Source organism: Phycisphaerae bacterium, assembly GCA_028714855.1.
GTDB lineage: Bacteria > Planctomycetota > Phycisphaerae > Sedimentisphaerales > Anaerobacaceae > CAIYOL01.
In genome coordinates this window covers 64,975-89,325 of sequence record JAQTLP010000006.1, presented here as the reverse complement: position 1 = coordinate 89,325, position 24,351 = coordinate 64,975, and the positions used below count along the sequence as shown (strand labels likewise).

Genomic DNA, 24,351 nt, shown 5'->3' with positions numbered 1-24,351 from the left:
AAAGATCTTTGATGTATTATAGCACAATAGCTGATGCAGTCAACACAGACATATCGCTTGTGCCTCGTGCTCAGTGCAAACCTGGCTGCGATTTATCCTCATGTCATTAAAGCCTTCAAAAGCTTCTGCTGCAGCTTCGCCGAGGGTTTCTTTGTGAAATCCGGTTCCACGCCTTGTAAAACCGTTACAGTCGGCCCGATAGGACCATATACCGCCGGGTCTGTCGGCCCGAAAACTGCAACCGTTCGTATGCCTAATGTCGCCGAAAGATGCGTTATCCCGCTATCGTTGCCGGTGTAGCCGCTGGCATTGCTCAAAACCGCAAGCACGTCCGCCAATGGCAGATTCGTAAGTATTTTAGAGATGCTCTCAATTCTGCTAATCGTCGATGTGTTTAGTCGTTCCATCTCTGCGGGACCCAGCAAAAATATCACATCTGTTCCCTTGCTTGCCAACTCTTTCGCCACATTTATGAAATTATCCAAATGCCAGCACTTATGCGAACCGCCGCTGCCCGGCTGAATTACAATAAGTTTTTCGGTAGAATCAACGTTTATTTCTTTCAGCAGTTCTTTACCTCTGTTTATGTCTGCTTTAGTCGCTTTTATTAAACTTTTCGTTTTGCAAACCGGCGGAGGCTCCGGAGATAAGCCGCTTTGAGCGGCAAATTGCTCTATGTAAAAATCGGTTATATGCGTGGATGATTTCTCAGATGGCTTTAAGGATAAAGTTATTACTTCCACACTGCGGCTGCAATTGGCGGTGAAAATCAGGTTCTGCTCAAAGTTACTATCCGGCTCACCCAGAAATGTTACAATCCAGGCATAATCGCTAAAAACGTTTATCAAGGCATCCCCATCCGCAAGGTCAAACGTATTGGGTTCGACAAATAATCGATGCAAGTCTACCGAATCTATAGAGCGGATGCTGTCAACGCACGTCCTGCCCGGCAAAATGCCGGTGTATTCGGCATGACCGAGAATGTCAACCCCGCCCAATCCGAGACGGTCTTTCATAAATTCGACTAAAGGCAGAGTTAATATACAATCACCGATTGCGCCCGGCTGCAATATTACCCCGCGCAGAGCTCGCCGGGATGCTTCGGCTTCCTCTTCCCTCAGCAGGTTAAAAATATTATCGTTTTCCTGCATGGGCAAAGCTCTTCCTGGTTAGTCTTGAGGGTAAATAACTATTCGGTCATGGATGACATTTACTAAATCGTTTTTGCCGTCGCCGGTTACGTCAGCGATTTTCATCTCTCGCGGCTCGATAGAGACTTTGGCGAGTTCTTTACCATCGCGATAGCTTTTCTGCTCAAATATCTTGAAACGCATTGCGGGAATCGGCTTCGTATCATTATCAAGCGCAAGTATCTCGATATGATTGCGGTTGTAGTCGACCATAATAATATCGACCCGGCCGTCACCGTTAATGTCCCCAGCCGTAAGATTGCCATATAGACCATCTTTTATTTTTGTTTCATAACTGAATAGCTGCTCTAAATGCTGCGGCGTCTGGCTGTCGCTTGGCGGCGTTACAAGTGCAAATTTATCACCGTCGAACAGCAGAATGTTCTTAACTTTGCTGTCTGTAAGAGGTACAAACAGCATTTTTAGGTGCTTTGCTGCTGTGTCCCACGTGCCGACATTTAATTCTTTTTCAAACCGGTAGGTATTATCGACACCTGCCTTGAGTATTTGAAGCTGGCCCTTCTGACCGTCCAGCAGCAGGATAGCGGGGCGGCCTTGAGGACCATTACCGTCAATATCGAAGGCGGCAACTGCCGATATTTTATTCTCCGTGCCCTTTGCGTTATATTGGTCTATTATACTCCATGTCTTGCCCTCTGCGAAAACCAGGCTCCTCGCAAAATTATTTTGTGCAACCAGCATTTCTTCGCCTGCCTTGTCGTCCACATTAGCTACAGCCGCTGACCCCAGAGTTGCATCCTTAATCAGGCTTGCTTGTGCGCTCGGCGAATCAACTACTTTAAATTTTTTCTTCTGTACTTGGCGAACCAATATAGGAGATTCGTATTTGACAAATATCAGAACGTCCTCTAAACCATCCTGGTCAACATCAAGAACTTTCAAACCATCCGGGTCTGAGGCAAGCCCTTTAAGTTCTAAAGCAGATTTGGCGTCATCTGCGTCTTCCTTAGACCGTTTCTTTTTTGACGGGATGTCACGTTTGTCCGTTGCGCCAAGATTATAAATTACCCTTAAGTGTCTAATATCATTAGCGTCTTTAGATATATAAAGACAATCGGTCTTACCATCATGGTCAATATCGGCAAGATCCATTGCCGCCGGTTCACCGATGATTTCGACCGGTTGCGGAAACGACAATCTGTCGCCTTCCAATTTAGCTTTTCCGATTATCTTTTCCTTAACGCTCAAAGCTGCCAGCTCGACTTTCCCATCGCCGTCGATATCTGCAGCAGACAAACTCTCAATATCGGCAAATGCGGGAAATTTCACCGGCTCAGCCAACCCGAGTTCCGGTGTTTGCTTATAGAAAATAAGTTCCGCGGCTCCAGGGTCGCTTACCACGATGTCAGCCAGCCCGTCGCCATCAAAATCACCGACTGCCAAATCCCGCTTATTACTTCCTTCGCCCGAAGTAAGTGGATAAAACAGAATCGGCCAATCGCCGTCCGGCTCTTTTTCGGAGGTAAATTTGTAACAGATTAACCGCTTGCTTAACGCATCAACAGTCAAGATTTCGCTGCCGGCTTCGGCGTCTATATTGCAAACCTCCAATGCCAGCGGTCTTTCAATAAAGAATTGAACTTGTGGGCCTAATTGTCCCTTGGCAAGGCCGAACCGCGTGTGTATCGGCTTTTCGCTGTTATTTGTTACGAGAATCAGGTCGTTTATCTTGTCACCGTTCAAATCGCCTGCTTCTGCGCCCAGTGTCGTCGCAGTGGTAGGATATTTCACCGGCTCAGCCAGCGAGCCGTCTTCTTTTTGCAGAATAATATAAACCCCGTCGCGGCCGGCCAGAGCCAAATCGTCTTTACCGTCGTTATTCAAATCGGCACACACCAGCGCGCCGGGATTTGTAAGGCCGTCGTCAATTTTTATTTTTTTTCTTGTTCGCCAGTTTAAGATCTTCGGCTTTCCGGCTTCAGTCTCACCTGCTTTTTGCAATATCACATACAAACCCTTCGGCTCGCCATAAAAGGCCAAATCAATCATCTTGTCTGAATTCAAATCCCCGCAAACGAAACTGAAGACTTTCTGTGAGACTGCTATAGACTCTTTTTGAAAACGGGTAGGGGGGCTGAGTATGTTTATGTCAATGTCGTTAGGGTCAACAGCTACAGGTGTTTCGCCCGGCCCGACGGAGTCTTTTTGAAGCAGCAGCTCAATCTTGGCCTTTCTGTCATTGACCACGGCGATATCGCCCCGGCCGTCGCCGTTGAAATCAGCGACCCTCAAACCTTTTATACCCCAGTCTAATTTGATTATCTCCATCTCGCCGAACCCGTAGTATGCTGCTAAATTATTAGGGTCGGTCGGCTCAGCGCCGGTGCTGCTTATAATTACACTTAAAATTACAACCGTGATTATTGTTCTAATCGGCCGCACAATAAAATCCTCCACTTTTACCTGTGGTTTCTCTGTGAAATTTATTACGTTTTACGCACAGCAATATACACCCTTGTCGGGGTAATATCAATAATTTTTGAAATATGGCTGTTTTTAAGGAGAGCTAAGTATTGTCTTTTAATCTGGTTTCTATTAAGTTAAAATTCAGAAGGCCAAAATCAGGTGCGTCTTAAGGAAAGGTATGGTTATGAAAAAAGCGGCAGTTGTTTCCATATTGTTTGTGTTGATAGCCGGTTGCACTTCTTCGCTTGATCGGGTTAGAACTGCAAACAGGCGAAATCTGCAAAAACTTTCTGTGGGTATGGCCAAAGAGCAGGCGCTGGCGATTATGGGAAACGAAAGCGGAGGCGGAAGGTTCGGCGAACCGACGGTCAACAGCCCGTATAAGAGCGAAATCCTGCCTGGGAAAGACAAAACCTTTGAGGTGTTGTATTACTACACAGATATAGAAAGCACCGTCTACACTGCCAATCCGGCCACCATCATGGACAGCGAGCTGACGCCCCTTATTTTCGATAATGGAAAGCTTATCGGCTGGGGAGCGGATTTCTTGGAAGATATTAAGAAATAAATTCTATTTTATTTCGTCCTCGATGGCAGCGAGCAGGTCTTTGGAAACTTCGACTCCTAATTTCTCGGCTGTTTTAATATGCTGCCACGCCAAATCATATTTTTCTAACCTGTAAAATGCGAACGCCAGCCCTTTATGCGCATCGCCTATTTTCGGGTCAATCTCAATCGCTTTCCCGTACTCTGATGCTGCCTGCTCATATTGTCCGTTGTTGGAGTACGCCGCTCCGAGGTTATAATGAATCATGATGTCTTTTGGTGTTATCTGGGCGGCTTTTTTATACTGTTCGATGGCTGCATCATAGTTATGTCTGTTGAAATATGCATTCCCTAAATTCACCAGAGCAGCCGTCATATCGGGTTTAATTGCCAGAGCTTTTTTGTATTCTTGAAGTTCATCGTCAAACAAATCCAGTTTGTTATAACAGAAAGCCAGACCAAAATGTGCCTCAGCCAAGTTACTCTTTTTCCCCAAAGCTTTTTTATATTGCGATATTCCATTTTTATAATCCCCCATCTTGGTATAGATGTCGCCTAATTGCTTATACAGATTGGGGTCTTTCGGCTCCAGACCAATCGCATGTTTCAGTTGCATCTCAGCCAGCCCGAATCTTTCCTGTTCGCAATAAGCGGTTGCCAGATTTTTATACGCCTCTGTGAAATCCGGGTCCATGTCGACCGAGCGCATAAACTGCGAAGCTGCTTCGTTCCAACGGCCTTGTTCGGCGTATGCGTTTCCAAGGCCGTTATATATCTTGGCATTGCCCGGGTCAATTTCCAGAGCCGCGTTGTATTCGCGTATTGCGTCATCTACTTTATCTTTCTTCAGGTAGATATTGCCTAAATTCATGCGTGATTCAGCCAGGCCCGGATTTATCTCGACTGCTCTCTCAATCGCAAGCATCGCCTGATTTATATCGCCGACCTCATTGTAGCTGTTTCCAAGATTATTAAAAAAACAGCCTAATGTCTGGATTTTATTCAGGTTCTCCATATAAATGCCGTCGCTGTTCTTCGGCACCTTGAATTCTTTCCTGTAGTGTTCGTCATCAGCATATCCGCCCTTGCTGGTTGTCTCGATATTAAAGCGCACCCGTCCGTCGTCGTATCTCACGAAAAAATGCCCCGGCACAACAACGCCATACAAAGGCAGGCCCAGCCGTTCCCCAAGCGAAAGGTAAAGCACCGAAAGACTAAGGCAGTACCCGCGTTTTCTGTCCAGTACCGAATGCAAAAACAAATCATCCGGGTTGTTTGCATCTTTAACCGCCCTAAATCCCAGTTCGTCAAATAAGTATTTGTTTATTACCTCAATTGCTTTATAGTTCGCCTGCAGCCTTTTCTTTTTTAGTCTCCCGCGGATTTCAATGGCCATATCATCCAGGTCCGACAGGTACCTCCTGCCCTCTACGACATCACTCCACTGCTCCGAGACAATCAGTACTGCTGTCCCTAAATCGACCTCTTCATCGTCTAATCTCAGCACCTGCTCGATCGACCGCGCATTCAACCCTTGTTTGTCCTGGTTGGCGAGTGTCGCATTCTGGCCGAAGGATACCCCTGCCGTAAAAAACAAAACACAAACGATTATCAGCAAAATCTTTTTCATCTTAAAATTATTCGATGACCGCCTCAATCTCTACCGGCACACCGACAGGACGCCGTTTGAACAAATCTATCTGCATCCACTTACCGCTCTTAAATCTCCAGCGGTTTGCCATCGCAATCAGGATAATCTTTACCGTGGCTGAACCCCACGGCCCCAAAGCGCCAAACTCCGGGAAAAATTTTATCATACAAAAGCCGCCTATTCCCATTATGGTCGTCGCGCTGACGGCCTCGACAATCGCCAGCCACAAAGTATCGCCGGCCCCGCACAGCGCATTATAGTAAATAAGCAGCATACCGTCGAAAACCTGAAAAATGGCTGCAAAAATAAAAATGTTAATCCCTATAGCAACTACTTCTTTATCGTCCGGGGACCAGAAAGCCATTAAATTGTTCCTGAATAACAAAAAGCAAAGCCCCACCAGCCCCATATAAATAAGGGCGACCCGCAGACAGACGGCGGTTTGTTTGATTGCCATTTCTTTCCTGCCTTTGCCGATTGACCTGCCCACTGCTGCGGTCAGGGCGGTTCCAAGCCCTACAATAGGCATAAATGAAACGCTCATACAAGAAAACACCGCGCTTGTCGCGGCCAGCGATTCTTTGCCGAATCTGCCGACCAGCCCGAACAGGATTATTCCCCAGAATGACATATTTATTATAAAGCCGGCCCCAGCCGGAAAACCCACTTTTACCAAATCCTTCATCTTAGCCAAATCGATGTTTGTTGTTCTCCTGCTTGCGAAGTTAGAGTTTATCTCGTTGCCCAGAAACATCGCCATCACCATAACTGCTCCGACGCCTACGCCTATAAATGTTCCCCATCCCGCGCCTGCGACACCCATCGCGGGAAATCCGAAGTGGCCGAAAATCAATGCGTAATTCGCGGTGACATTGACCACCTGCCCGACCAGCGACGCATACATCGTAATAATCGGCCGGTGAATCCCCATCAAAAATTGTGTGCTCGCCCACGTGAATATCGAGAGAAACTGAGAATAGAGCATAATCCGCAGATATACGACTTCCAAAGCGACAACCCCCGGCTCATGCCCGAGCGTCCTGAATATCCACGGCGCAGCAGGCCACATAATTGCCGCTACCAGAACAATATATGCCAGCCCCATATATATTGCCTGCCAGCAGTAATTCGAGCAGTCTTTTTTCTGCCCTCTGCCTAAACTCTGGCTCACAAATGTGTTGACGCTTGTCATCACGCCTATTGCGAAGCTTACGGGCACGAAACTGATAATGCCGGCCGGCAAAATCGCCGCCAGCGCCTCCGTCCCAAGACGTGAAACCATAAACCTGTCAACGAACTGCATAACGGTGAACGATATGTTCGTTACCACCATCGGCGCAGCTAACTTCAGCATATATTTAAGCGAACTCTCGTCCGTGATATGATTTTTTGATAGTAGCGTTGATTCCTCAGTCATTTTAACCAATCACCAATTACTATTTAACCAGTTACCATTTAACCAAGGTTAAGTTTCTCTATCAGACTATCAGCTGATACGCCCAAAACCTGTACTTGTTTTACTGGATTAGTTTGGCCGGAGATTATGCTGATAGCGTTCTTTTTCACGCCGAGCTGTTTAGCTAAAAATTCGATAAGACTCTGGTTGGCTTTGCCCTTCTCCGGCGGGGCGGAAATCTTGATTTTCAGCATCCCGCCGAGCAGACCGCAGATACAGGCCCTGCTGCTGCCGGGGACTATCTTCGCCGGAAAGATAACGCCGCCCTCGGTATTTTCAATCTTTAAATCAGCCATTGATTAGATTATATCTGTTTGGAGATGTATGCAGAAGAAATTTTTGCTTACCGGTTATTCGATATTCTCTCGCAGATTTGCGCCGATTGCCGACTGCACATACTTTTCAATCTGCTCGGCTAATTCGCCCAATGATGAAAGCTGGAAATCCTCGTAATGGCCGGGTACGAATTCTCCGTTCAGCGCCTTTTTGAAGATTTTAATTCGTATAATGGATGGCTGCGCATCATCGGCCTTGCTGAAATCGCTGTCTTTATGCTCGGTAAGTTCTACCCGCCAGTCCTCGCTTATAAAGACCAGGCACTTGCCCGTAAAAACCGCCGTCGGAAAATAATCGCATAATAATTTCAGCGTTTCCATAACAACGGCATACTAATGAATTCACAGGTAAAATACAATTCCAAATTGTAAATCGAAAATAATAAATGGGAATGCTGCCTACTGCTCGGATAAAAACTCCTCCGCGAAGCGGCTCCATATTTTTTACTTTTTATTTTTGGTATTTGATTTTCTTTACGTCGCGGCCTTCGGCAAAGTATCTTGACTTTTTATCCCTTGCGGGGTATACTAAGTTCTTGGCAAAAAGCGGTTTATACTATTTATTAGGCGCCAATCGAAATGGAACCACAGCCTGCAGAAGATAGAGATATTACTGAAGAACAAGGCGATGGAACGCCCGTCTGTATAAGATGCTTCAGGCCCGTTCACCCGCTTGATCACTATTGCCCTCATTGCGGCGAGGCTGTTGGCCAGTTCACTCAGTATATCCCGTTTCTAAATCTTCGCTGGCAGGTCAGCGTCTGGGTCAGAGCGTGGCAGCAACTATGGTCACGTGATGTATCTGTTATGGGCCGCCTGTTTCGGCTGTTTATGATTATTTGCCAATTCCCAATCGTCTTGCTGGTCGGACTGCCCGTTAAAATTATTGAAAAAATAAAAAAGAAATCCCGCCCCAGTAAGACCGAATAGACTGTAGGAAACAGTACGATATATTTACTGCGCAATACGAAATCATCAATCAAAAACGCATATACCTGCACACCCAAAACGGCTGATTTCAAAGTTTTTTTGTCTCTTTAGCTCTAACAACTTAGCCAAAATATCACTCCCCACAACCCCGAAATTTTTCTTGCTCTTACTTCAACTTCGGCATAGAATTTATGATAGCGGAATATAGGCCTTGAAAAGCGGGAAAAACAGGTAAATTATAAACCATCAAATTGTTTGAGGAGCTGATAATGTTTTTAAGAAGAAAACCTAAAATGCCTCACACTTGGCACGAAATGCATTTATGCTATCTGGCAAATGTCGGTTATCAGGTGCAGAATACGAAAGAATACAAGTCTCTTGTCCGCGAACCTAAGTATATGTGTAAACACTGTGGAAGAGTTGCTGCTGACAAGAACAACCTTTGCACTCCTGTAAAGCTGTGAATTTATCGAGCAGCTCTCGGCAAAGCAGCATTAGTGAAAAGGTGAAATTCTCGCTGAGGTGGTGGGAAAATCAATCAGACGCGCAGCAGGTTAAAATCAAAAATTCACTTTTTCAAAATTTCTTTATCCCTTTAACTATAACGACTTAGCCAAAACCACACCCCTGAAAACCCCCTGTTTTTCGCATCATTCGCGCAAGTTCTTCCAATTGTAGAAGGGACGTATTCTAAACAGGATGAAAGACATGAAACAACAAAACACAGTTAATTTAGGCGGCTTTTACTTAATAATCAGTGTTAATCTGTGCAATCTGTGGTTGAAAGTCAATCAATCAAAATAACTAAATTATGCAAAACGAACCCAATTTCCAAAACCCCCAAAATGAATATAACTCCAGATATGACAATTACTAACAACTACGAACCACGAACTACCAACTCGCAAAAACAAACCCAAACAAAGCCAATTTTATGACTTGTCCGCAGAGAGAATTTTTAATTAATGTCGAATGGTAGTGCCGATAATAATACAGGGGGTGATATAGAAAAGACATAAAAGAGTGTTTAAATGAAAGCCGGTAGAAACGATATAGAATATTAACAGTTTATTGTGGAGGTACCAAAAATGTTAGCACAATTAGAATGGAACAATCTTATAGCTGAGCCGGTCCGCCAAATGTTGACCAAAATACTGGCCTATCTTCCCATCTTGCTTGGTGCATTAGTAATTTTGATAGTGGGCTGGCTTGTGGCCAAGGCAATCAGGGGAGTAATTAACTGGCTGCTTAAGGTAGTGCGTTTCGATATGCTGGCTGATAAGGCGGGTATAACAGAGGTTTTAAGAAAAGGCGATTTGAAAGTCTCCGCCAGAGAAGTGGTAAGCGGCGTAGTTTATTGGCTGATTATTATTATGGTTTTAGTGATGGCCGTAGATGCGTTGGGGCTGCCCAAGGCTTCCGATGTTCTTGCAAGCTTATTTGCTTACGTTCCGAATGTGATAGCAGCCCTGCTTGTTCTGGTGGTTGCGATGTTTCTGGCCAGTTTCGTCTCAGGAATAGTCCGCACTGCCGCAGGCAATGCTAATCTGCCCAAACCACAGCTTTTGGCCGGTATATGCCGCTGGGCGATTATAATTTTTGCAGTAACAATCGCGTTAGAACAGCTTGGTATTGCCCCTCTTTTGGTAACTGCTACCTTTAATATTATCCTCGGCGGCATTGTCCTTGCTTTGGCGCTTGCCTTTGGTTTAGGCGGCAAGGATGCCGCGGCTAAGTATCTCGATGAGTTAAGGAAAAAAGGCTTTTAAAAAAAGCTGGTGAAAAGTTAAGTTGTCTTTCTTGCGACATCTTTTGCGAAGTAAGTGATTATTATATCGGCGCCGGCGCGTTTGATTGAGTAAAGCGTTTCCATCATAGCGGCCTGCTTATCTAAAAGCCCGGCCTCGGCGGCGGAGTTGAGCATCATATATTCGCCAGAGACATTATAAGCGGCGATGGGGCAATCGAAACGCTGTCTCGCTCGGTAAATTATATCAAGGTAGGCGAGGGCGGGTTTGACCATAACGATATCAGCGCCTTCTTCGATATCGAGAGCAATTTCAGCAAGGGCCTGTCTCGCGTTGGCGGGGTCAGCCTGATAGGTTTTGCGGTCGCCGAATGCGGGAGCGGAATCGACCGCGTCTCTAAATGGCCCATAGAAAGCGGAGGCGAATTTGGCGGCGTAAGACATGATGGCGACATCGTGGAAGCCGTTTTGTTCGAGGGCCTCACGAATATATTTCACCCTGCCATCCATCATATCGGAGGGTGCTACAATATCAGCACCGGCCTGAGCGTGCGAGAGAGCGACCTTGGCGAGTAGTTCGCAGGTCGCATCGTTATCAACCTTATTGTCCTTGATGACGCCGCAGTGGCCGTGAGACGTATATGCGCAGAGGCAGACGTCGGTGATGATGAGCAAGTCGGGGGCGGCTTTTTTGATTTCTTTTACAGCTTGCTGGACGACGCCATTTTCAGCCCAGGCCTGCGAGCCGGTCTGGTCTTTTTTATCCGGCAGGCCGAAAAGAAGCACAGCGGGTATTCCTAAAGCGGCGACTTCAGCGGCCTCGGCTGCGATGGTGTCGGGCGAAAAGTGGAAACAGCCGGTCATCGACTTAATTGGCTCTTTGATATTTTCGCCGTTGCAGACAAAAAGCGGATATACGAGGTTATCAATGCTCAAAGACGTTTCGTGAACCAGTCTTCGCATAGCTGCACTGCTTCGCAGCCGTCGCAATCTGATTTTTGGAAAGTTCATAGAGAGTATCTTACTTTTTTATTTCTTCTTCCGCAAGGTAGCAGGGCGGTTCGAGTAACCAGTTTTTTTCAGATGGGTCTTGGCCAAGGAATCGGAAGTTGCCTTTGCACAGGTCGAACCATTTGCATTTCAGACAGCGTTTGTCGGCGAACCGATTTTTGTTGCGGAGCTTATTGAGCACAGATTCGGCCGGGTTATTCCAGATTTCTTTGAAAGGTTTGTTTTTAATATTGCCGAGTGAGTAATTCCTCCAGAACTGATCAGGGTGGACGGAGCCGTCCCAACCGATGCAGGCGATTTTCTCGCCGGTTTTGTTGCCGCCGTTAGTAAGAAGAAGCTGCTCGGCTTTTTCGTAAAGCGGATTTGCCTCCGCGTTCATTTTCAGCAGGAGGTATGGGCCGTCGGCGTGGTTGCCGACAGTGAGGACTTCGTCAACGAGTTTCTTTTGAACGAATTCTCCGGTTTTTTCTATTATTGTGTCAATGGCGTTACGAGTTTGCTGCGGCGTCAGAATAAACTCATCGAGATTTTTTGCCCTGCCTGCTTTTACAAGATGATAGAAACAAATCCTGCGGATGCTGGCTTCGGCGGCGATGTCGAAGACGGCGGGGATTTGTTCGGCGTTTTGTTTTGTTATGGTGAATCGCAGACCGGTTTTTAAATCAGTTTTTTGACAATTCGCGATGCCGGTTAAGGCGGCTTTGAAACAGCCGTTCGATTGTCTGAATTTATCATGGAAGGATTCTTCGCCGTCGATGGAGATTCCAACGTATCTTACGCCGACTTCGGCGAGTTTTTTGGCTGCGGCTGAATCAATCAATGTTCCATTGGTGGAGATGACGGTCCGCAGGGATAATTGCTTTGCTTCGGCCAATAGTTCGAATAAATCATCTCGCAGCAAGGGTTCGCCGCCTGTGAATAATATGACGGGGCAATTGGCTTCAGCGAGTTGATGGAGCAGTTGTTTGGCTTCGGTGGTGGTTAGTTCATCGCTGCCGAGGCCGGAGGTGGAACTGCTGTAACAATGCAGGCAATTTAAGTTACAGCGGCTTGTGCAGTTGTAGGCGACGACTGGGCCGAAGGAATTATGCTGTGCGTAGCGCAGGTGGTCGGATTCGCCGGCCAAGCCGCAATATAGTTTTGAGATGTTTATCATTCGTACATTTTTTCAATAGCGTCGAGCAGGCCGTCGATGGTGTGCTCAGTCGCCTGCATATCGACTTTGAGGCCGAGGGTTTTCAGTTGTTCGGAGGTAACCGGACCGATAGACGCTACTTTGATATTACTGGAGTTTATAAGGTCGGCGGGGATTTGTTCGAAAAAAGCTTTAACAGAAGATGGGCTTGCAAAGGTCAGCCAGTCGATTTTGCCTTTTTCGATTTTCTCTATTAGAAGGCCGGAATCATTTTTCACAGTTACAGTAGTATAGATGGGAACATTATCGGCTTTGGCTCCGGTGTTTTCTAATAGTTCGCAAAGCTCATTCGAGGCAAATTGGGAGCGGAGGAGCAGGACTTTTTTGTTTTTTAGATTCGTAAAGGCGAGTAGTTGTTTGCCGAGTTCTTTGCTGGTGAAGACATTCGGCGTGAAATCTGCTTTTATGCCGAATTCGGCCAGTTTTGCGGCGGTTTCACTGCCGATGGCGGCGATTTTTATAGAGGCGAAGACGCGAGCGTCTTTGTCCAGTTTTTGCAGAGCGTCGAAGAGGACTGTTACGCCGTTTGCGCTGGTGAAAATGAGCCAATCATATTCGGCTAACTTAGTGAACATTTGCAGGAAGTTATTTGTATGCGTCAATGGTTCGATTTTGATTGTTGGAAATTCTATGGGGCTGCCGCCTTTGGCAATAATCTTAGCTGCGAAGTCGGCGTTGCTTTCGGTGTCACGAGTTATGATGGTAGTTTTACCGAAGAGGGGCTTATTGGCAAGCCAGTTAAGTTTTTCATCGGCGGCGGCGCCGATGACTACAATCGCGGGCGGTTCGATTTTATTTTCTTTGCACGTTTCGGATATTTTATTGAGTGATGCCCTTACAGTTTTCTGGGTCGGCAGCGTAGCGTCGGCGATTACTGCTGTTGGTGTTTCTTCGGCCATACCATTTTTTATTAATTGGCCTGTGATAAACTTTAGATTTTCCATCGCCATATAGAAGACTATGGTGCCGTTGCATTTAGCGAGCATGTTCCAGTCGATATTGCTTTTTTGTTTTCCTTCGGCCTCTCGGCCGGTAATGAAGACCACCTGTGAGCTGTAGTCTCTGTCGGTCAGCAGGATACCTGCGGATTCGGCAGCGGCGACGGCGGCAGTTACGCCGGGGACGATTTCAAAATCGATACCTGCTTCGGTTAGGGATGACAATTCCTGTCCAGTTCTGCCGAAGATACCGGGGTCTCCGCCTTTTAAGCGGACAACGGTTTTCCCGAGTTTTGCTTTTTCGACCATTAATTTGTTGATTTGGTCCTGCGTGGCGGAGCCGGGACCAATTCGCTTCGGGACGTGGATAATCTCGGCGCCGGGACGGGCGAATTTTAACAAGGCGGGATTGGCCAGCTTGTCGCAGATTATGCAGTCTGCGGTTTTGAGCAGTTCTGCGCCACGGACGGTAATCAAATCGGCTCTGCCGGGTCCTGCGCCGACGAGATATACTTTGCCTTTTCTGTTCATTGTTTTTCGAGTTTTTCCAGGATTTCTCTGCCGCCGGCATCGAGGAGGTCATTGGCGATTTTTTCAGCGAGGCCGTTGGCATCGGCCGCCGGGCCTGTGATGCGACGGCTGATGAAATTTTCGCCTTCCACATCAGAGATAAATGCGCGGATTTCCATATCGTTTCCGATTATTTTTGCAAAGGCACCTACGGGGGCATGGCAGCCGCATTGCATTGTAACCAGAACCTGGCGCTCTGCAAAGGTAATTGCCCTGAGGTTTTTATCATCTATGGCGGCAATCAATTTTGTTACGGCTGGGTCATCTATTCTTGTTTGAACGGCGAGTGCCCCCTGAGCCGGTGCAGGGATAAATTGCTGCGGGTCGAAGCATAAAGATATTTTTTTACCCAAGCCGAGCCGTTCTATGCCGGCACGGGCTAAAATGACAGCATCAAATTTGCCTTGCTCCAGCAATTTTATTCGTGTCGGGACATTACCGCGAATGGACAAGGGGGTGAGGTCAGCTCTTAAATGTTTTATCTGGGCTGCGCGTCTTAGGCTGGAAGTGCCGATTTTTGCAGAGAGTGGAAGCTGCTCTATCGAATTAATTGCATCATTTGCCATCAGACAATCTTCTGCAAATTGTCTATCACAAATCGCTGCGATGGTCAGTCCATTTCGCTGTTGGGTAGGCAAATCCTTGAAGCTGTGGACAGCAAAATCAGCTTTTCCGGCCAGGAGGGCATCTTCTACCTGCGAAGTGAAAAAGCCAGTGCTCTTTAAATCCCACAAGGCAGTATATTTATCGGTGTCGCCTTTGGTGGTTATTTTTTTGATTTTGATTTGTATATCGGGGCAGGTTTTCTTCAAAGCCGAGATGATAATCTGCGTTTGAGCAATGGCCAATTCTGCGCCCCGTGTTGCAACGGTAAGGACATTCATCGTTAATCACGTTTACCTTGTGAGAGGAACATTTTGTTTATCAAATCCACCGCCCGGAGCTGTTCCGTGCTCGGTTTTTCGTCGTCGCCATTTTTGAGAAAGGTGATTGGCCCGTGCAGTATCTTCTTAACGAGAGACTCGGCAAAAAGCTCCAGTTTGTCTGCGTTGCCTTCGCCGAAATCTTTTGCGTAGCGATCAGCTTCGCTATGGGCCATGTTAAGACCTTGCTGTGTCAACTGTATAATTGTCGGTGTGAGATTAAGCGAATCATACCATTGCATAAATTTACCAGTAAATTCTTCGGCGATGGCCTGTGCTTTTGGAATCTCACGGTTTCGTTTTTCTTTGTTCAGACTTATCTGCTCGTTCAAATCATCGATATTGAACAGGGAGACACATTCAAACTGGTTGATTTGCGGCTCTATATCTCGCGGCACAGCGAGGTCTATGAGCAGAAGCGGTTTTTTTCTGTGTGAGAGGGTATGTGCGACAGTCTGATATGTTACGACCGGCTCAGTAGCGGCGGTCGAGCTAATCACAAGGTCGACGTCAGCGAGTCTGTTAGCAATGTCGGCAAGAGAGATTATTTCACCTGCTTTAAGCTGTGTTCTGAGGACTTGTGCTTTGTCAGCATTGCGGTTTGCGATAGTCAGGGTCGGCAGGCGGGCCTTGAGGAGATACTTTGCCGCCAGGGCGGCGTTTTCCCCTGCGCCTATTACCATCGCTGAGGCGGAGGACAAATCGATTTTCTTTTTGGCCAGCTCTACAGCAGCCAAACTTATTGAAACCGCACCGCAGTTGATGTCGGTATTGGTTCGCACTGATTTTCCTACCCGAAAGGCCTCGTGAAAGAGGTGGTGGAGCAGGAATTTACTCATACGGCAATCGATGGATTCTGTGTAGGCGGATTTTACCTGGGAGAGGACCTGATTTTCGCCGAGCATCTGCGAATCGAGGCCTGCGACGACTTCGAAAAGATGCTGAACGGCATCGGCCCCGGCGCTCTGGCGGCTGTATTTGCTCCAGATATCGAGTGCCTCCGGCTGCACTTGCCCGATAAGCTCGGCCAGAAAGCCAGCTACATCGAAATCTTTTTTAGCGTAGATGTAAAATTCGGACCGGCTACAGGTTTCGAGGACAACTGCTTCGAAGATATTTTTTTCGGCACGCATTTTTTTCAGCATAATGCAGCGTTTTTCCGGGGGAAAAGCGACCTTTTCGCGCAGATGCACGGGGCAATTACGGTAAGTTACATTGTTCAAAACAAGCTTCATTTTGCCTTTGTTTTTTTGAGAGAGTTAAGTATACGGTATTGCTGTCCGCCTGTCCAGACGGCCTATACTGTCGGCTCGAAAAAATCTATTGCCAAAACTTATTTTCATATTATAATGACTCGTTTCCTATGCAAGATTAAAAGGAGCAAATTCCTATGGAACAGGTTGCAGAGTGCCAAATAGACTTGTTTGCAGATAAGCTGCCGTCATTAGAAGAGATTGAGAAATTGTCGTTTTTTGTCCATTCCAGCGAGGCTAATCGGATAGCTTTCAGCAAACGGGTGGAAGAAAATATGTCCGGAACCGGCCAAAAAGCTTTTATAGCGGCGGGCATCGGCCTTTTTATCCTTGGCAAGTATGCCGAGGCGGTCAAGAGATTAGAAAAAGCAAAAGACGGCAAAGAGAAATATATCTATCTGGCGTTCGCACTTCGCCGAATGGCCAGATTCGATGAAGCGATAAAAGATTTGCAAAAGGCACTCGAATATGAAGCGGACAAGATGAACATAACACTGGAGAAAGCCGCCACGTATCGTCATGCATCAAACTTCGACGCAGCGGCCAAGGAACTCAAGACGCTGGCCAATTTTGAGAACGTAAGCGCGGAATACCACTACCAGCTTGGCCGTCTTCAGGAAACACAGGGGCTTTATGACGAGGCAACGGACAATTACAAAATAGCATTGGAATTATCTCCGAATCATCAAAAGGCCCTTTTCCATTTGGCGTATCGCTGTGATTTATCCGGTGATGAAGAGGCAGCCGTTGACTACTACAAGCAAATTGCTTCAGTTACTCCGGTTTATGTCAGCGCCCTTCTGAATTTAGCTGTGCTTTATGAGGATATGGGCGAATTTGACAGGGCGGCTCAATGTATAGATAAGGTCTTAAAGTATCACCCCAATCACCAAAGAGCAAGCCTGTTCAAAAAGGACATTGAAAGCTCAAAAACAATGTTCTACGATGAAGAAAAAGAGAAGAAAAAAGACCGCAGGACCCAAATTCTCGAAACTCCAATCTCAGATTTTGAGCTGTCGGTGCGCAGCAGGAACTGCCTCAAAAAAATGAGTATTGATACGGTCGGGGACCTTTTGAACATTACTGAGGTAGAGCTGCTGTCTTATAAGAATTTTGGTGAAACCTCGCTGCGGGAGATAAAGGTCATTCTTGAATCAAAAGGATTACATCTCGGCATGGCGCTGGAGGAAAAGCAGTTTACCCCGGCAGAGCCGTTCGAGCGCAGCGGCGTAAAAGAGGAATACGAAGGTCTTTTGAGCAAGCCTGTGGAAGACCTTCAATTGTCGGTCCGTGCTCGAAAGTGCGTGCAAAAGCTCAATATTCGCACAATCGGTGAATTGGTACACAAGACAGAGGCCGAACTTCTCGGTGTTAAAAATTTCGGCGTGACGAGCTTGAACGAAATTAAAAAAGCCATTAGCAACCTTGGGTTATCGTTGCGAAGCCTGGAATAAACGGTTCGATTCTTTCGACTTGGTTAGGCATGCTCACAACGAGCTGGTTTGTTTTCCATTCCGAACACAGTCGAAGGAAGGTTAAAAGTTTAGAATTGAAAAGACAAGTTTCTATCTGCCATAAACCAAACATTATATGCTGCTGCCGCGCAATTTTTCTGCTTTGGCTGATAATAGTTGGCGGGTGTAAAGCTAGGCACCCCGGCAGAGCAACCCCGCAAATGGATATCGATCCGCAGTTTTGGATAAGGGTTTTGCTCCTTGACGGCATCAAAGCCTGCACACTGAAGATTAGTTCCACGTTCACCGTTTTGGATGCCCAAACGCGGATTCCGGCGGCCTGCATTGAACAAACAGATGCACCGATGGAGGTAACGATAACCGACGGCAGTATTGCCATTTCCGGCAGACCTTTTACCGGCGAGCAGATAATTATTTTTCCTGATGAACCGTATATTTTTAACCTGGATGGCGCCGATTACCGCGGCGAATTGAAGCTAATACTCAATCCTGATTGTAATTCTTTTAGTGCTATAAATCTTGTTCCGCTTGAGCCGTATTTGGCCGGTGTAATAAGCGCCGAGATGCCTAATTACTGGGAACCTGAGGCGCTTAAAGCGCAGGCAATTGCGGCAAGAACCTATTGTTTGTATATTAAAAAGCGTTTCGGCAGCGGCCGCAACTGGGATGTTACCAAAACACAGGCCAACCAGCGTTATCTCGGGATTGCAGCCGAATCGGCTCAAGTCTGGAATGCTGTCAATCGGACGTATGGCCAGGTTTTGGTCTGCGAGCAAACTGACGGTAGCACGGGGCTGTTCCCTGCTTACTACAGCTCAAGCTGCGGCGGTCATACCGAGAACAGCAAAAATGTGTTCGGAGATTCTTTTGCGCCGCTTGAGGGCGTACCGTGTTCGTATTGTGAGAGCGTGGCAAAGGCAGATTTTTTTTACTGGCCGACGGTCTGGTTTAACAAGAGTGTTGTTGCAGAGAAATTGCTAAAGCGGTATCCGAGGCTGGCGGGAATCGGAGAAATTATAAATGTAAATTCTGTCGGGCAGAGCAACTACGAGGGATATTCCAGGTTGACACGGATAGAAATTACCGGCTCAAGCGGCAAAAGAGATTTTTTGCGTGCTGAGGACTTCCGTCTTGCAATAGACCCAAGCGGGCAGGAGATAAAAAGCGCAGTCTGTCAAATCGTCAATACGGGCGATAAATGGGCATTTGTACAGGGCAGAGGCTTCGGCCACGGTGTTGGAATGTGCCAATGCGGGGCAGAGGGGATGGCCAGGCAGGGTAAAAATTCAAAGCAGATTCTCTTTTATTATTATCCCGGCTCAAATATCGAAAGAGTTTATTGATGGGTAGCTTCGAAATTCTATCTACAGACAGTTGTTCCGCAGCCCGGCTGGGAGTATTAACCACAGCCCACGGCAAGGTCGAGACGCCTGTTTTTATGCCGGTAGGCAGTTCCGGGGCGGTAAAAGGAATAACGCCACAGCAGCTCGAAGAAACCGGTTCTGTAATTGTTTTAGCCAATACATATCATTTGTTGCTGCGGCCCGGAATCGAGGCGGTAGAAAAGGCCGGCGGACTGCACAAACTGATGGGGTGGAACAAGCCCATACTGACCGACAGCGGCGGTTATCAAGTCTTTTCGCTAAGCCCGCTGGCTAAAATCGATGATGAGGGAGTTGAGTTTGCCAGTCATATAGATGGAGCAAAAATATATCTTAATGCTGAAATCGCCACCGGAATTCAGAACCGGCTCGGCGCCGATATAATAATGTGTTTCGACCAGTGCACGCCGTTTCCCTGTAGTGACTCGCAGCTAAAGAAAGCGACGGAAAGAAGCATACAGTGGGCGAAACGTGCCAGGGATGCGCACAATAACCCTGACCAGTTGTTGTTTGGTATTGTTCAGGGCGGGACAGATTTGCTGCTTCGAGAGCTTTGTGCCGGCGAACTTGTCGAACTGGACTTTGGCGGTTATGCCATCGGAGGATTGGGCGTGGGCGAGGGACATCAAGAGATGATAAGAATAGTCTCCGGTACAACACGAGTTTTACCGGAGGATAAACCTCGCTATTTAATGGGCGTTGGTACGCCGGCAGATATTATTGCCGCTGTGAGGGCCGGCGTCGATATGTTTGATTGTGTTCTGCCAACCAGAAACGGCCGAAACGGTTTTGCTTTCACTGAAAATGGTCCTGTGCGATTGAGGAACAACGCACATATAAGCGACACCTCGCCAATTGAAGCCTGCTGCGATTGTTACTGTTGCAGGAATTTTAGCCGGGCATCCTTAAGGCATTTCTTTAATGTCGGAGAAATGCTCGGGCCGATTTTAGTGTCACTGCATAATTTAAGGTTTTACCAGAGACTAATGGTCCGCATAAAGCAGGTCCTTAAAGAAGACAAATTTGCTGAATGGGCAGAGGAACAATTAAAAAATGGCTATTGATTATTGATTGTGGATAATTTAACATCTTATCGATAAATATTAATTGGTTATTTGCAGCCAGCTATGAAGGGAAAGTAGAAATGAACAATTTATGGATTTTAGCCAACGTGGAGGGCAATGAGGCGCCGCTGGGTGGTATTACTTCAGAACCTGAAACGGAGGCCTCAACCAAGATTCCATCTGACTCCGATGCCGTTGCGACGAAGGGTACGGAACAGAAGCCGTTCGGGAACATGGTGTGGGTGATTTGGATTGCTTTGATGCTCGTAATGTTTTTTGTCGTTTTTAGAGGGCCTCAAAAGCAAAAGCAGGAACGTAAAAAACTGATCCAATCGCTGCAAAAAAACGACAGGGTCCAGACAATCGGCGGGATTTTTGGCACCGTTGTGGATATCAAAGGCGACGAGATTACATTGAAAGTCGACGAGTCGAATAATACGAAAATAAAAGTTGCATCTTCAGCAATTGGAAGGAATTTGTCACAAGATAAATCGTAATTGGTAACTGGTAACTATTTAACCAATCGCCAATTAACTACCTGTAAGAGGAAGCTATGAACAAGAGTTTATTGTGGAAATCTATTTTAATTATTGTTCTTGTGGTTGTTGCGGTGTGGACCTTATATCCTCCGGACAAAACCTTAAAGCCGGGAATAGACCTTGCGGGCGGAACAAGCCTTATCTATGAGATTGATACGCAGGGACTTGAGGGAATGGAAAAGAAAGACTTGGCCCAGAGGATGATAGTTGTTCTGCGAAGGCGAATAGACCCCGCCAACATCCAAAACCTTGTATGGCGTCCGCAGGGCGGCACCCGTTTTGAGATACAAATGCCTTTGGCCAGTGAAGAAACCCGCCAGAGGCGGCAGGATTTTGAAAAAGCGCGCAGCGATCTGCTGGCAGAAAATATAAACGTTACAGTTATTTTGAGCTCTTTGCAAAAGCCGGTAGAACAGCGAACCAAAGATTTCGAAGAGTTCGCTCAGGGCTCTCCTGACAGAATGACGATACTCAACAAACTGGCAGATGTCTATGACCATCGCAAGGAAATACAGGGCAAGCGAGACAAGCTCTTTTCGGAACTGGCGGCTTCGGGAAAGATACTTACCGTTGCCGGACTTAATCTCGATGATATAAAACAACATATTGGCGACTGGATTAAACTGGATGAGCAGCAATTAAAAGATGTGCTGACAGGCTACCTCGGCTCCGAAGGCAAACTGGACATGCTCACTAAGTATGTAAATATGTATACCGAATGGGCTGGAGTTGTCGAGCAGCTGACAAATGCTGTAACGGGTGTAAATGTCAGCTATAGAGAGGCAACAAAAACCCTCGATAAATTTAATCTTACCGAAGAACAGCTAAAATTCTGTCTCGAAATGCCTCCCAAGTCACTTAAACGCAATTACGCCATCGATGAGCTTAAAGCCGGATTTCCCGACCGTTCAGAAAAGATTGACAGGGCAATTGCGGCCTTTGACGAATATCGTCCTTTCCAGGGAAGACTCGACGACCCGCGAGACCTCCAGCGAATGCTGAAAGGCGCCGGAATACTGGAGTTCAGAATACTGCCGGCACAGGGACACGCGGAAGTGGACGCCGATGAGATGGACGGCTATGTTGAGCGGCTTAAGACAAAGGGACCCAAATACGCCTCAGACAGTAAAAATATATGGTGTGAAATAGAAAATATCGATGAATTTAAAAGGAATGATGTCTACGTTGCCCAATTCGGCGATAAGTTCTATGTCCTGGCAAGCAACAAAAAAGGTGAGACTTTACTGCACAGCGTCGAAGGTAAAGACTGGAGCCTGAAGAGGGCCTACCCCACAACAGACCAGACCGGTCGAAGGGCCATTGGTTTTTCCTTTGATGAGAAAGGCGGAAGGTTGTTTGGTGAAATTACCGGGAAAAATATTGACCGGCCTCTTTGCATCCTGCTCGATGGTGTAGCCATATCCGCTCCGAACATTAATTCGGTAATATTTACACACGGCATAATACAGGGCAGCTTCACACAAATACAAGTTGTTGATATGGTCAACAAATTAAACGCCGGCTCTCTGCCGGCCAGACTAATAGAACAGCCCATCTCGGTAAAAACGATAGGTCCGTCCATCGGTGCCGACAATCGTGATAAAGGAATCAGGTCTGGCTTAATCGGCCTTGCTGGAACAATGCTTTGTATGGCAATTTATTACACCCTCGGCGGAGCAATCGCCGATGTGGCGCTGCTTATGAACCTGTTGTTCACACTGGCAATAATGGCATTACTGCGGGCAACCTTTACGCTGCCCGGTATTGCCGGTGCCATTTTGACTATTGGAATGAGTGTTGATGCCAACGTGCTAATTTTTGAGAGAATCCGCGAAGAACAGCAGAAGGGCGTATCCCTGAGGGGTGCCATCAAAAACGGCTACGAAAAGGCGTTCAGCGCCATTTTCGATTCCAATATTACCACAATTATGACCGCTGCCATTCTTTACTGGGTTGGTTCGGAAGAAATAAAGGGCTTTGCCTTGGTACTTATGCTCGGCCTGTCATCGAGCTTGTTCACCGCCTTATTTGTAACAAGAACAATCTTTGATTGGCTGCTTGCCAAACGAATTATAAAAGACCATTTGGTTATGTTAAACCTGATACACAGGCCGAATATAAACTGGATGAGCCTGCGACCGGTATTCTTTACGATTTCGGCGATACTTACCATTGGAGGCGTAGCTGTATTCCTGACGAGGGATGACACAAAAAACAACAAATACGACATTGAATTTACCGGCGGAACAAGTATTCAAATCAACCTAAAGGACGATGCCAACCTTGATAGGCGAATAGTGGAAGACAGAATCCACAAAGCCGGAACTGATGCGGGAAGCTCCGGTTTGGCAGCGGCAAGCGTCTATAGCATCGGAACGTCTGGTAAACAGTATGAAATAACCACGACAGAAACAAATAAAACTAAAGCTTCAGTCACTTTCCCGCAAGCTGGCCAGACAATCGAAGCGATGGCTGCGGCAATCAAAAAAGCCGCGGAAAAGAAAGATGCCAGACTGAGTAATCTTGTGATAATTCCTGTCAGCGGAACAGCCACTGAATTCACTGTAACAACAAGCCAGTTGAATACATTTTTAGTGGGAGACGTTTTAAAAATTGCTTTTCCCGACGCCAGCGTTTCGCAGCCGCAAGTCGATGAAATTGTCAATGATGCAGTACTAACTGCCTTTGCGAATGAACTGAAAATTCAGCAAAATCTTCAGCCGGAGATTGTCTCGCAGGAAAAATTAACCCAGCAGATTGTAGATTCTTACCCTGCACTTGTCGACTTTATTGGCGGTATTAAAATTACCTGCAATATCGAAAGGGCTGCCACGGCGGAAGAAATCAACCGAAGATTGGCGGATTTGCGATTCAAGCCTGATATGCAAAACCTTAACTGGTATTCCTATAAAATCCTCAGTTCGGATATGACGACAATGGAACCAAACCAGCCGGTGAAGTCTTTTGTTTATCTTGGTGTTGAGCCTGAGGCTGGTTTCCGTGAATTAAGTGAAGATGAGTGGGCACAGTTTGTTAAAAACGAAACAGACAAGGTGCTTGCCGCAACCGAAATGGAGGCCTCGTTGCCGCGAGTAACACAGATAGACCCGTCGGTCGGCGAAGAGGCAAAAACGCGGGCACTGGTTGCTATTGTCTTGTCGTTGATTGCGATATTGATTTACATCTGGGTTCGATTTGGAGATTTACACTTCGGCTTCGGTGCCATCATAACGCTCTTTCATGATACCTGTGTTACAGTCGGTATGGTTACCGCCTGCACTTATATAGCCGCAACAACAATCGGCCAGAAATTGCTCATCGGAGATTTCAAAATCGACCTTGCTATGATAGCTGCCTTCCTGACGCTGCTCGGATATTCGATCAACGATACAATTGTTATTTACGATCGTATTCGTGAGAACCGCCGCAAGGGTACTTTGACGCCGCAGATAATCAACAACAGCATCAACGAAACTCTTTCCAGAACCCTGCTGACAAGTACTACTACGCTTTTGGTCCTGATAGTAATGTACATCTTCGGAGGCACAGGGCTGCGAGGTTTTAACTTTGCAATGCTCTTTGGCATTATTTTAGGGACATACTCTTCAATAGCGATTTCGGCGCCAGTATTGTTGCTCCGCTTCAAAACTACCGATAAAAAAGCAAAGGCCAAGGAAGCATTACCCGCAAAACCACAGCCTGCGAAATAAAGGCCCCAA

General features: G+C 46.7%; 19 protein-coding genes. 8 read left to right on the top strand and 11 right to left on the bottom strand.

What is annotated here, in order from left to right; all coding sequences use genetic code 11:
• Window positions 1-98: 98 nt before the first annotated feature.
• Together PHG53_06210 and PHG53_06205 are read right to left on the bottom strand one after the other, a co-directional pair.
• Window positions 99-1,151, bottom strand: coding sequence for a glycosyltransferase family 9 protein (locus tag PHG53_06210; protein MDD5381212.1), 1,053 nt, complete (start codon window positions 1,149-1,151; stop codon window positions 99-101).
• 18 nt (window positions 1,152-1,169) lie between these two features.
• Window positions 1,170-3,593, bottom strand: coding sequence for a VCBS repeat-containing protein (locus PHG53_06205; protein ID MDD5381211.1), 2,424 nt, complete (start codon window positions 3,591-3,593; stop codon window positions 1,170-1,172).
• A gap of 208 nt (window positions 3,594-3,801) precedes the next feature.
• On the opposite strand from PHG53_06205, the gene PHG53_06200 reads away from it, so the two are divergent.
• Window positions 3,802-4,185 (top strand): DUF3192 domain-containing protein, encoded by a 384-nt coding sequence (locus tag PHG53_06200; GenBank protein MDD5381210.1) that lies wholly within the window; start codon window positions 3,802-3,804, stop codon window positions 4,183-4,185.
• A 3-nt stretch (window positions 4,186-4,188) separates the two neighbouring features.
• Here the strand turns inward: PHG53_06200 and PHG53_06195 are convergent, their stop codons facing one another.
• The 4 genes from PHG53_06195 to PHG53_06180 are packed head-to-tail and all read right to left on the bottom strand — an operon-like array spanning window position 4,189 to window position 7,926.
• Complete coding sequence (locus PHG53_06195) at window positions 4,189-5,793, bottom strand: tetratricopeptide repeat protein (protein MDD5381209.1); 1,605 nt, start codon at window positions 5,791-5,793, stop codon at window positions 4,189-4,191.
• Between the two features lie 7 nt (window positions 5,794-5,800).
• Window positions 5,801-7,231: an MATE family efflux transporter gene (locus PHG53_06190; protein MDD5381208.1), complete on the bottom strand. Its 1,431-nt coding sequence runs from the start codon at window positions 7,229-7,231 to the stop codon at window positions 5,801-5,803.
• A gap of 38 nt (window positions 7,232-7,269) precedes the next feature.
• Entirely contained in the window at window positions 7,270-7,566 is a 297-nt protein-coding gene (locus tag PHG53_06185) for a DUF167 domain-containing protein (protein MDD5381207.1), read from the bottom strand.
• A gap of 54 nt (window positions 7,567-7,620) precedes the next feature.
• Window positions 7,621-7,926, bottom strand: coding sequence for a hypothetical protein (locus PHG53_06180; protein ID MDD5381206.1), 306 nt, complete (start codon window positions 7,924-7,926; stop codon window positions 7,621-7,623).
• A gap of 258 nt (window positions 7,927-8,184) precedes the next feature.
• Between PHG53_06180 and PHG53_06175 the strand changes: the two genes are divergently transcribed.
• Window positions 8,185-8,535, top strand: a complete 351-nt coding sequence (locus PHG53_06175; protein ID MDD5381205.1) for a hypothetical protein — start codon at window positions 8,185-8,187, stop codon at window positions 8,533-8,535.
• Window positions 8,536-9,623: 1,088 nt separating this feature from the next.
• The gene (locus PHG53_06170; GenBank protein MDD5381204.1) at window positions 9,624-10,304 is read left to right on the top strand and encodes a hypothetical protein; all 681 of its coding nucleotides are present in this window, start codon (window positions 9,624-9,626) and stop codon (window positions 10,302-10,304) included.
• A gap of 17 nt (window positions 10,305-10,321) precedes the next feature.
• Here the strand turns inward: PHG53_06170 and hemB are convergent, their stop codons facing one another.
• The 5 genes from hemB to hemA are packed head-to-tail and all read right to left on the bottom strand — an operon-like array spanning window position 10,322 to window position 16,154.
• The gene (hemB, locus tag PHG53_06165; GenBank protein ID MDD5381203.1) at window positions 10,322-11,293 is read right to left on the bottom strand and encodes a porphobilinogen synthase; all 972 of its coding nucleotides are present in this window, start codon (window positions 11,291-11,293) and stop codon (window positions 10,322-10,324) included.
• A 10-nt stretch (window positions 11,294-11,303) separates the two neighbouring features.
• The gene (locus PHG53_06160) at window positions 11,304-12,449 is read right to left on the bottom strand and encodes a radical SAM protein (GenBank protein ID MDD5381202.1); all 1,146 of its coding nucleotides are present in this window, start codon (window positions 12,447-12,449) and stop codon (window positions 11,304-11,306) included.
• On the bottom strand, window positions 12,446-13,957 hold the full coding sequence (cobA, locus tag PHG53_06155; protein ID MDD5381201.1) for a uroporphyrinogen-III C-methyltransferase: 1,512 nt from the start codon (window positions 13,955-13,957) through the stop codon (window positions 12,446-12,448). The genes PHG53_06160 and cobA overlap by 4 nt, the downstream gene beginning before the upstream one ends.
• The gene (hemC, locus tag PHG53_06150) at window positions 13,954-14,880 is read right to left on the bottom strand and encodes a hydroxymethylbilane synthase (GenBank protein MDD5381200.1); all 927 of its coding nucleotides are present in this window, start codon (window positions 14,878-14,880) and stop codon (window positions 13,954-13,956) included. The genes cobA and hemC overlap by 4 nt, the downstream gene beginning before the upstream one ends.
• Window positions 14,881-14,882: 2 nt before the next feature.
• A complete protein-coding gene (hemA, locus tag PHG53_06145) occupies window positions 14,883-16,154 on the bottom strand; it encodes a glutamyl-tRNA reductase (protein ID MDD5381199.1) in 1,272 nt (423 codons plus the stop codon).
• 155 nt (window positions 16,155-16,309) lie between these two features.
• Between hemA and PHG53_06140 the strand changes: the two genes are divergently transcribed.
• The 5 genes from PHG53_06140 to secD all read left to right on the top strand — a co-directional run bounded on the left by PHG53_06140 (window position 16,310) and on the right by secD (window position 24,342).
• The gene (locus PHG53_06140; protein ID MDD5381198.1) at window positions 16,310-17,626 is read left to right on the top strand and encodes a DNA-directed RNA polymerase subunit alpha C-terminal domain-containing protein; all 1,317 of its coding nucleotides are present in this window, start codon (window positions 16,310-16,312) and stop codon (window positions 17,624-17,626) included.
• 221 nt (window positions 17,627-17,847) lie between these two features.
• Entirely contained in the window at window positions 17,848-18,990 is a 1,143-nt protein-coding gene (locus tag PHG53_06135; protein ID MDD5381197.1) for a SpoIID/LytB domain-containing protein, read from the top strand.
• Window positions 18,990-20,093 (top strand): tRNA guanosine(34) transglycosylase Tgt, encoded by a 1,104-nt coding sequence (tgt, locus tag PHG53_06130; GenBank protein MDD5381196.1) that lies wholly within the window; start codon window positions 18,990-18,992, stop codon window positions 20,091-20,093. The genes PHG53_06135 and tgt overlap by 1 nt, the downstream gene beginning before the upstream one ends.
• Window positions 20,094-20,173: 80 nt before the next feature.
• Window positions 20,174-20,590: a preprotein translocase subunit YajC gene (yajC, locus tag PHG53_06125; GenBank protein ID MDD5381195.1), complete on the top strand. Its 417-nt coding sequence runs from the start codon at window positions 20,174-20,176 to the stop codon at window positions 20,588-20,590.
• 56 nt (window positions 20,591-20,646) lie between these two features.
• Window positions 20,647-24,342, top strand: a complete 3,696-nt coding sequence (gene secD, locus PHG53_06120; GenBank protein MDD5381194.1) for a protein translocase subunit SecD — start codon at window positions 20,647-20,649, stop codon at window positions 24,340-24,342.
• The last annotated feature ends 9 nt before the right edge of the window (window positions 24,343-24,351 follow it).

Coding starts and splice junctions, on each gene's coding strand:
- PHG53_06135 (MDD5381197.1), top strand. CDS start 17,848: ATGGATATCGATCCGCAGTTTTGGATAAGGGTTTTGCTCCTTGACGGC.
- PHG53_06190 (MDD5381208.1), bottom strand. CDS start 7,231: ATGACTGAGGAATCAACGCTACTATCAAAAAATCATATCACGGACGAG.
- cobA (MDD5381201.1), bottom strand. CDS start 13,957: ATGAACAGAAAAGGCAAAGTATATCTCGTCGGCGCAGGACCCGGCAGA.
- PHG53_06210 (MDD5381212.1), bottom strand. CDS start 1,151: ATGCAGGAAAACGATAATATTTTTAACCTGCTGAGGGAAGAGGAAGCC.
- tgt (MDD5381196.1), top strand. CDS start 18,990: ATGGGTAGCTTCGAAATTCTATCTACAGACAGTTGTTCCGCAGCCCGG.
- hemB (MDD5381203.1), bottom strand. CDS start 11,293: ATGAACTTTCCAAAAATCAGATTGCGACGGCTGCGAAGCAGTGCAGCT.
- PHG53_06160 (MDD5381202.1), bottom strand. CDS start 12,449: ATGATAAACATCTCAAAACTATATTGCGGCTTGGCCGGCGAATCCGAC.
- PHG53_06170 (MDD5381204.1), top strand. CDS start 9,624: ATGTTAGCACAATTAGAATGGAACAATCTTATAGCTGAGCCGGTCCGC.
- yajC (MDD5381195.1), top strand. CDS start 20,174: ATGAACAATTTATGGATTTTAGCCAACGTGGAGGGCAATGAGGCGCCG.
- hemC (MDD5381200.1), bottom strand. CDS start 14,880: ATGAATGTCCTTACCGTTGCAACACGGGGCGCAGAATTGGCCATTGCT.
- PHG53_06200 (MDD5381210.1), top strand. CDS start 3,802: ATGAAAAAAGCGGCAGTTGTTTCCATATTGTTTGTGTTGATAGCCGGT.
- PHG53_06185 (MDD5381207.1), bottom strand. CDS start 7,566: ATGGCTGATTTAAAGATTGAAAATACCGAGGGCGGCGTTATCTTTCCG.
- secD (MDD5381194.1), top strand. CDS start 20,647: ATGAACAAGAGTTTATTGTGGAAATCTATTTTAATTATTGTTCTTGTG.
- PHG53_06175 (MDD5381205.1), top strand. CDS start 8,185: ATGGAACCACAGCCTGCAGAAGATAGAGATATTACTGAAGAACAAGGC.
- PHG53_06195 (MDD5381209.1), bottom strand. CDS start 5,793: ATGAAAAAGATTTTGCTGATAATCGTTTGTGTTTTGTTTTTTACGGCA.
- PHG53_06140 (MDD5381198.1), top strand. CDS start 16,310: ATGGAACAGGTTGCAGAGTGCCAAATAGACTTGTTTGCAGATAAGCTG.
- hemA (MDD5381199.1), bottom strand. CDS start 16,154: ATGAAGCTTGTTTTGAACAATGTAACTTACCGTAATTGCCCCGTGCAT.
- PHG53_06180 (MDD5381206.1), bottom strand. CDS start 7,926: ATGGAAACGCTGAAATTATTATGCGATTATTTTCCGACGGCGGTTTTT.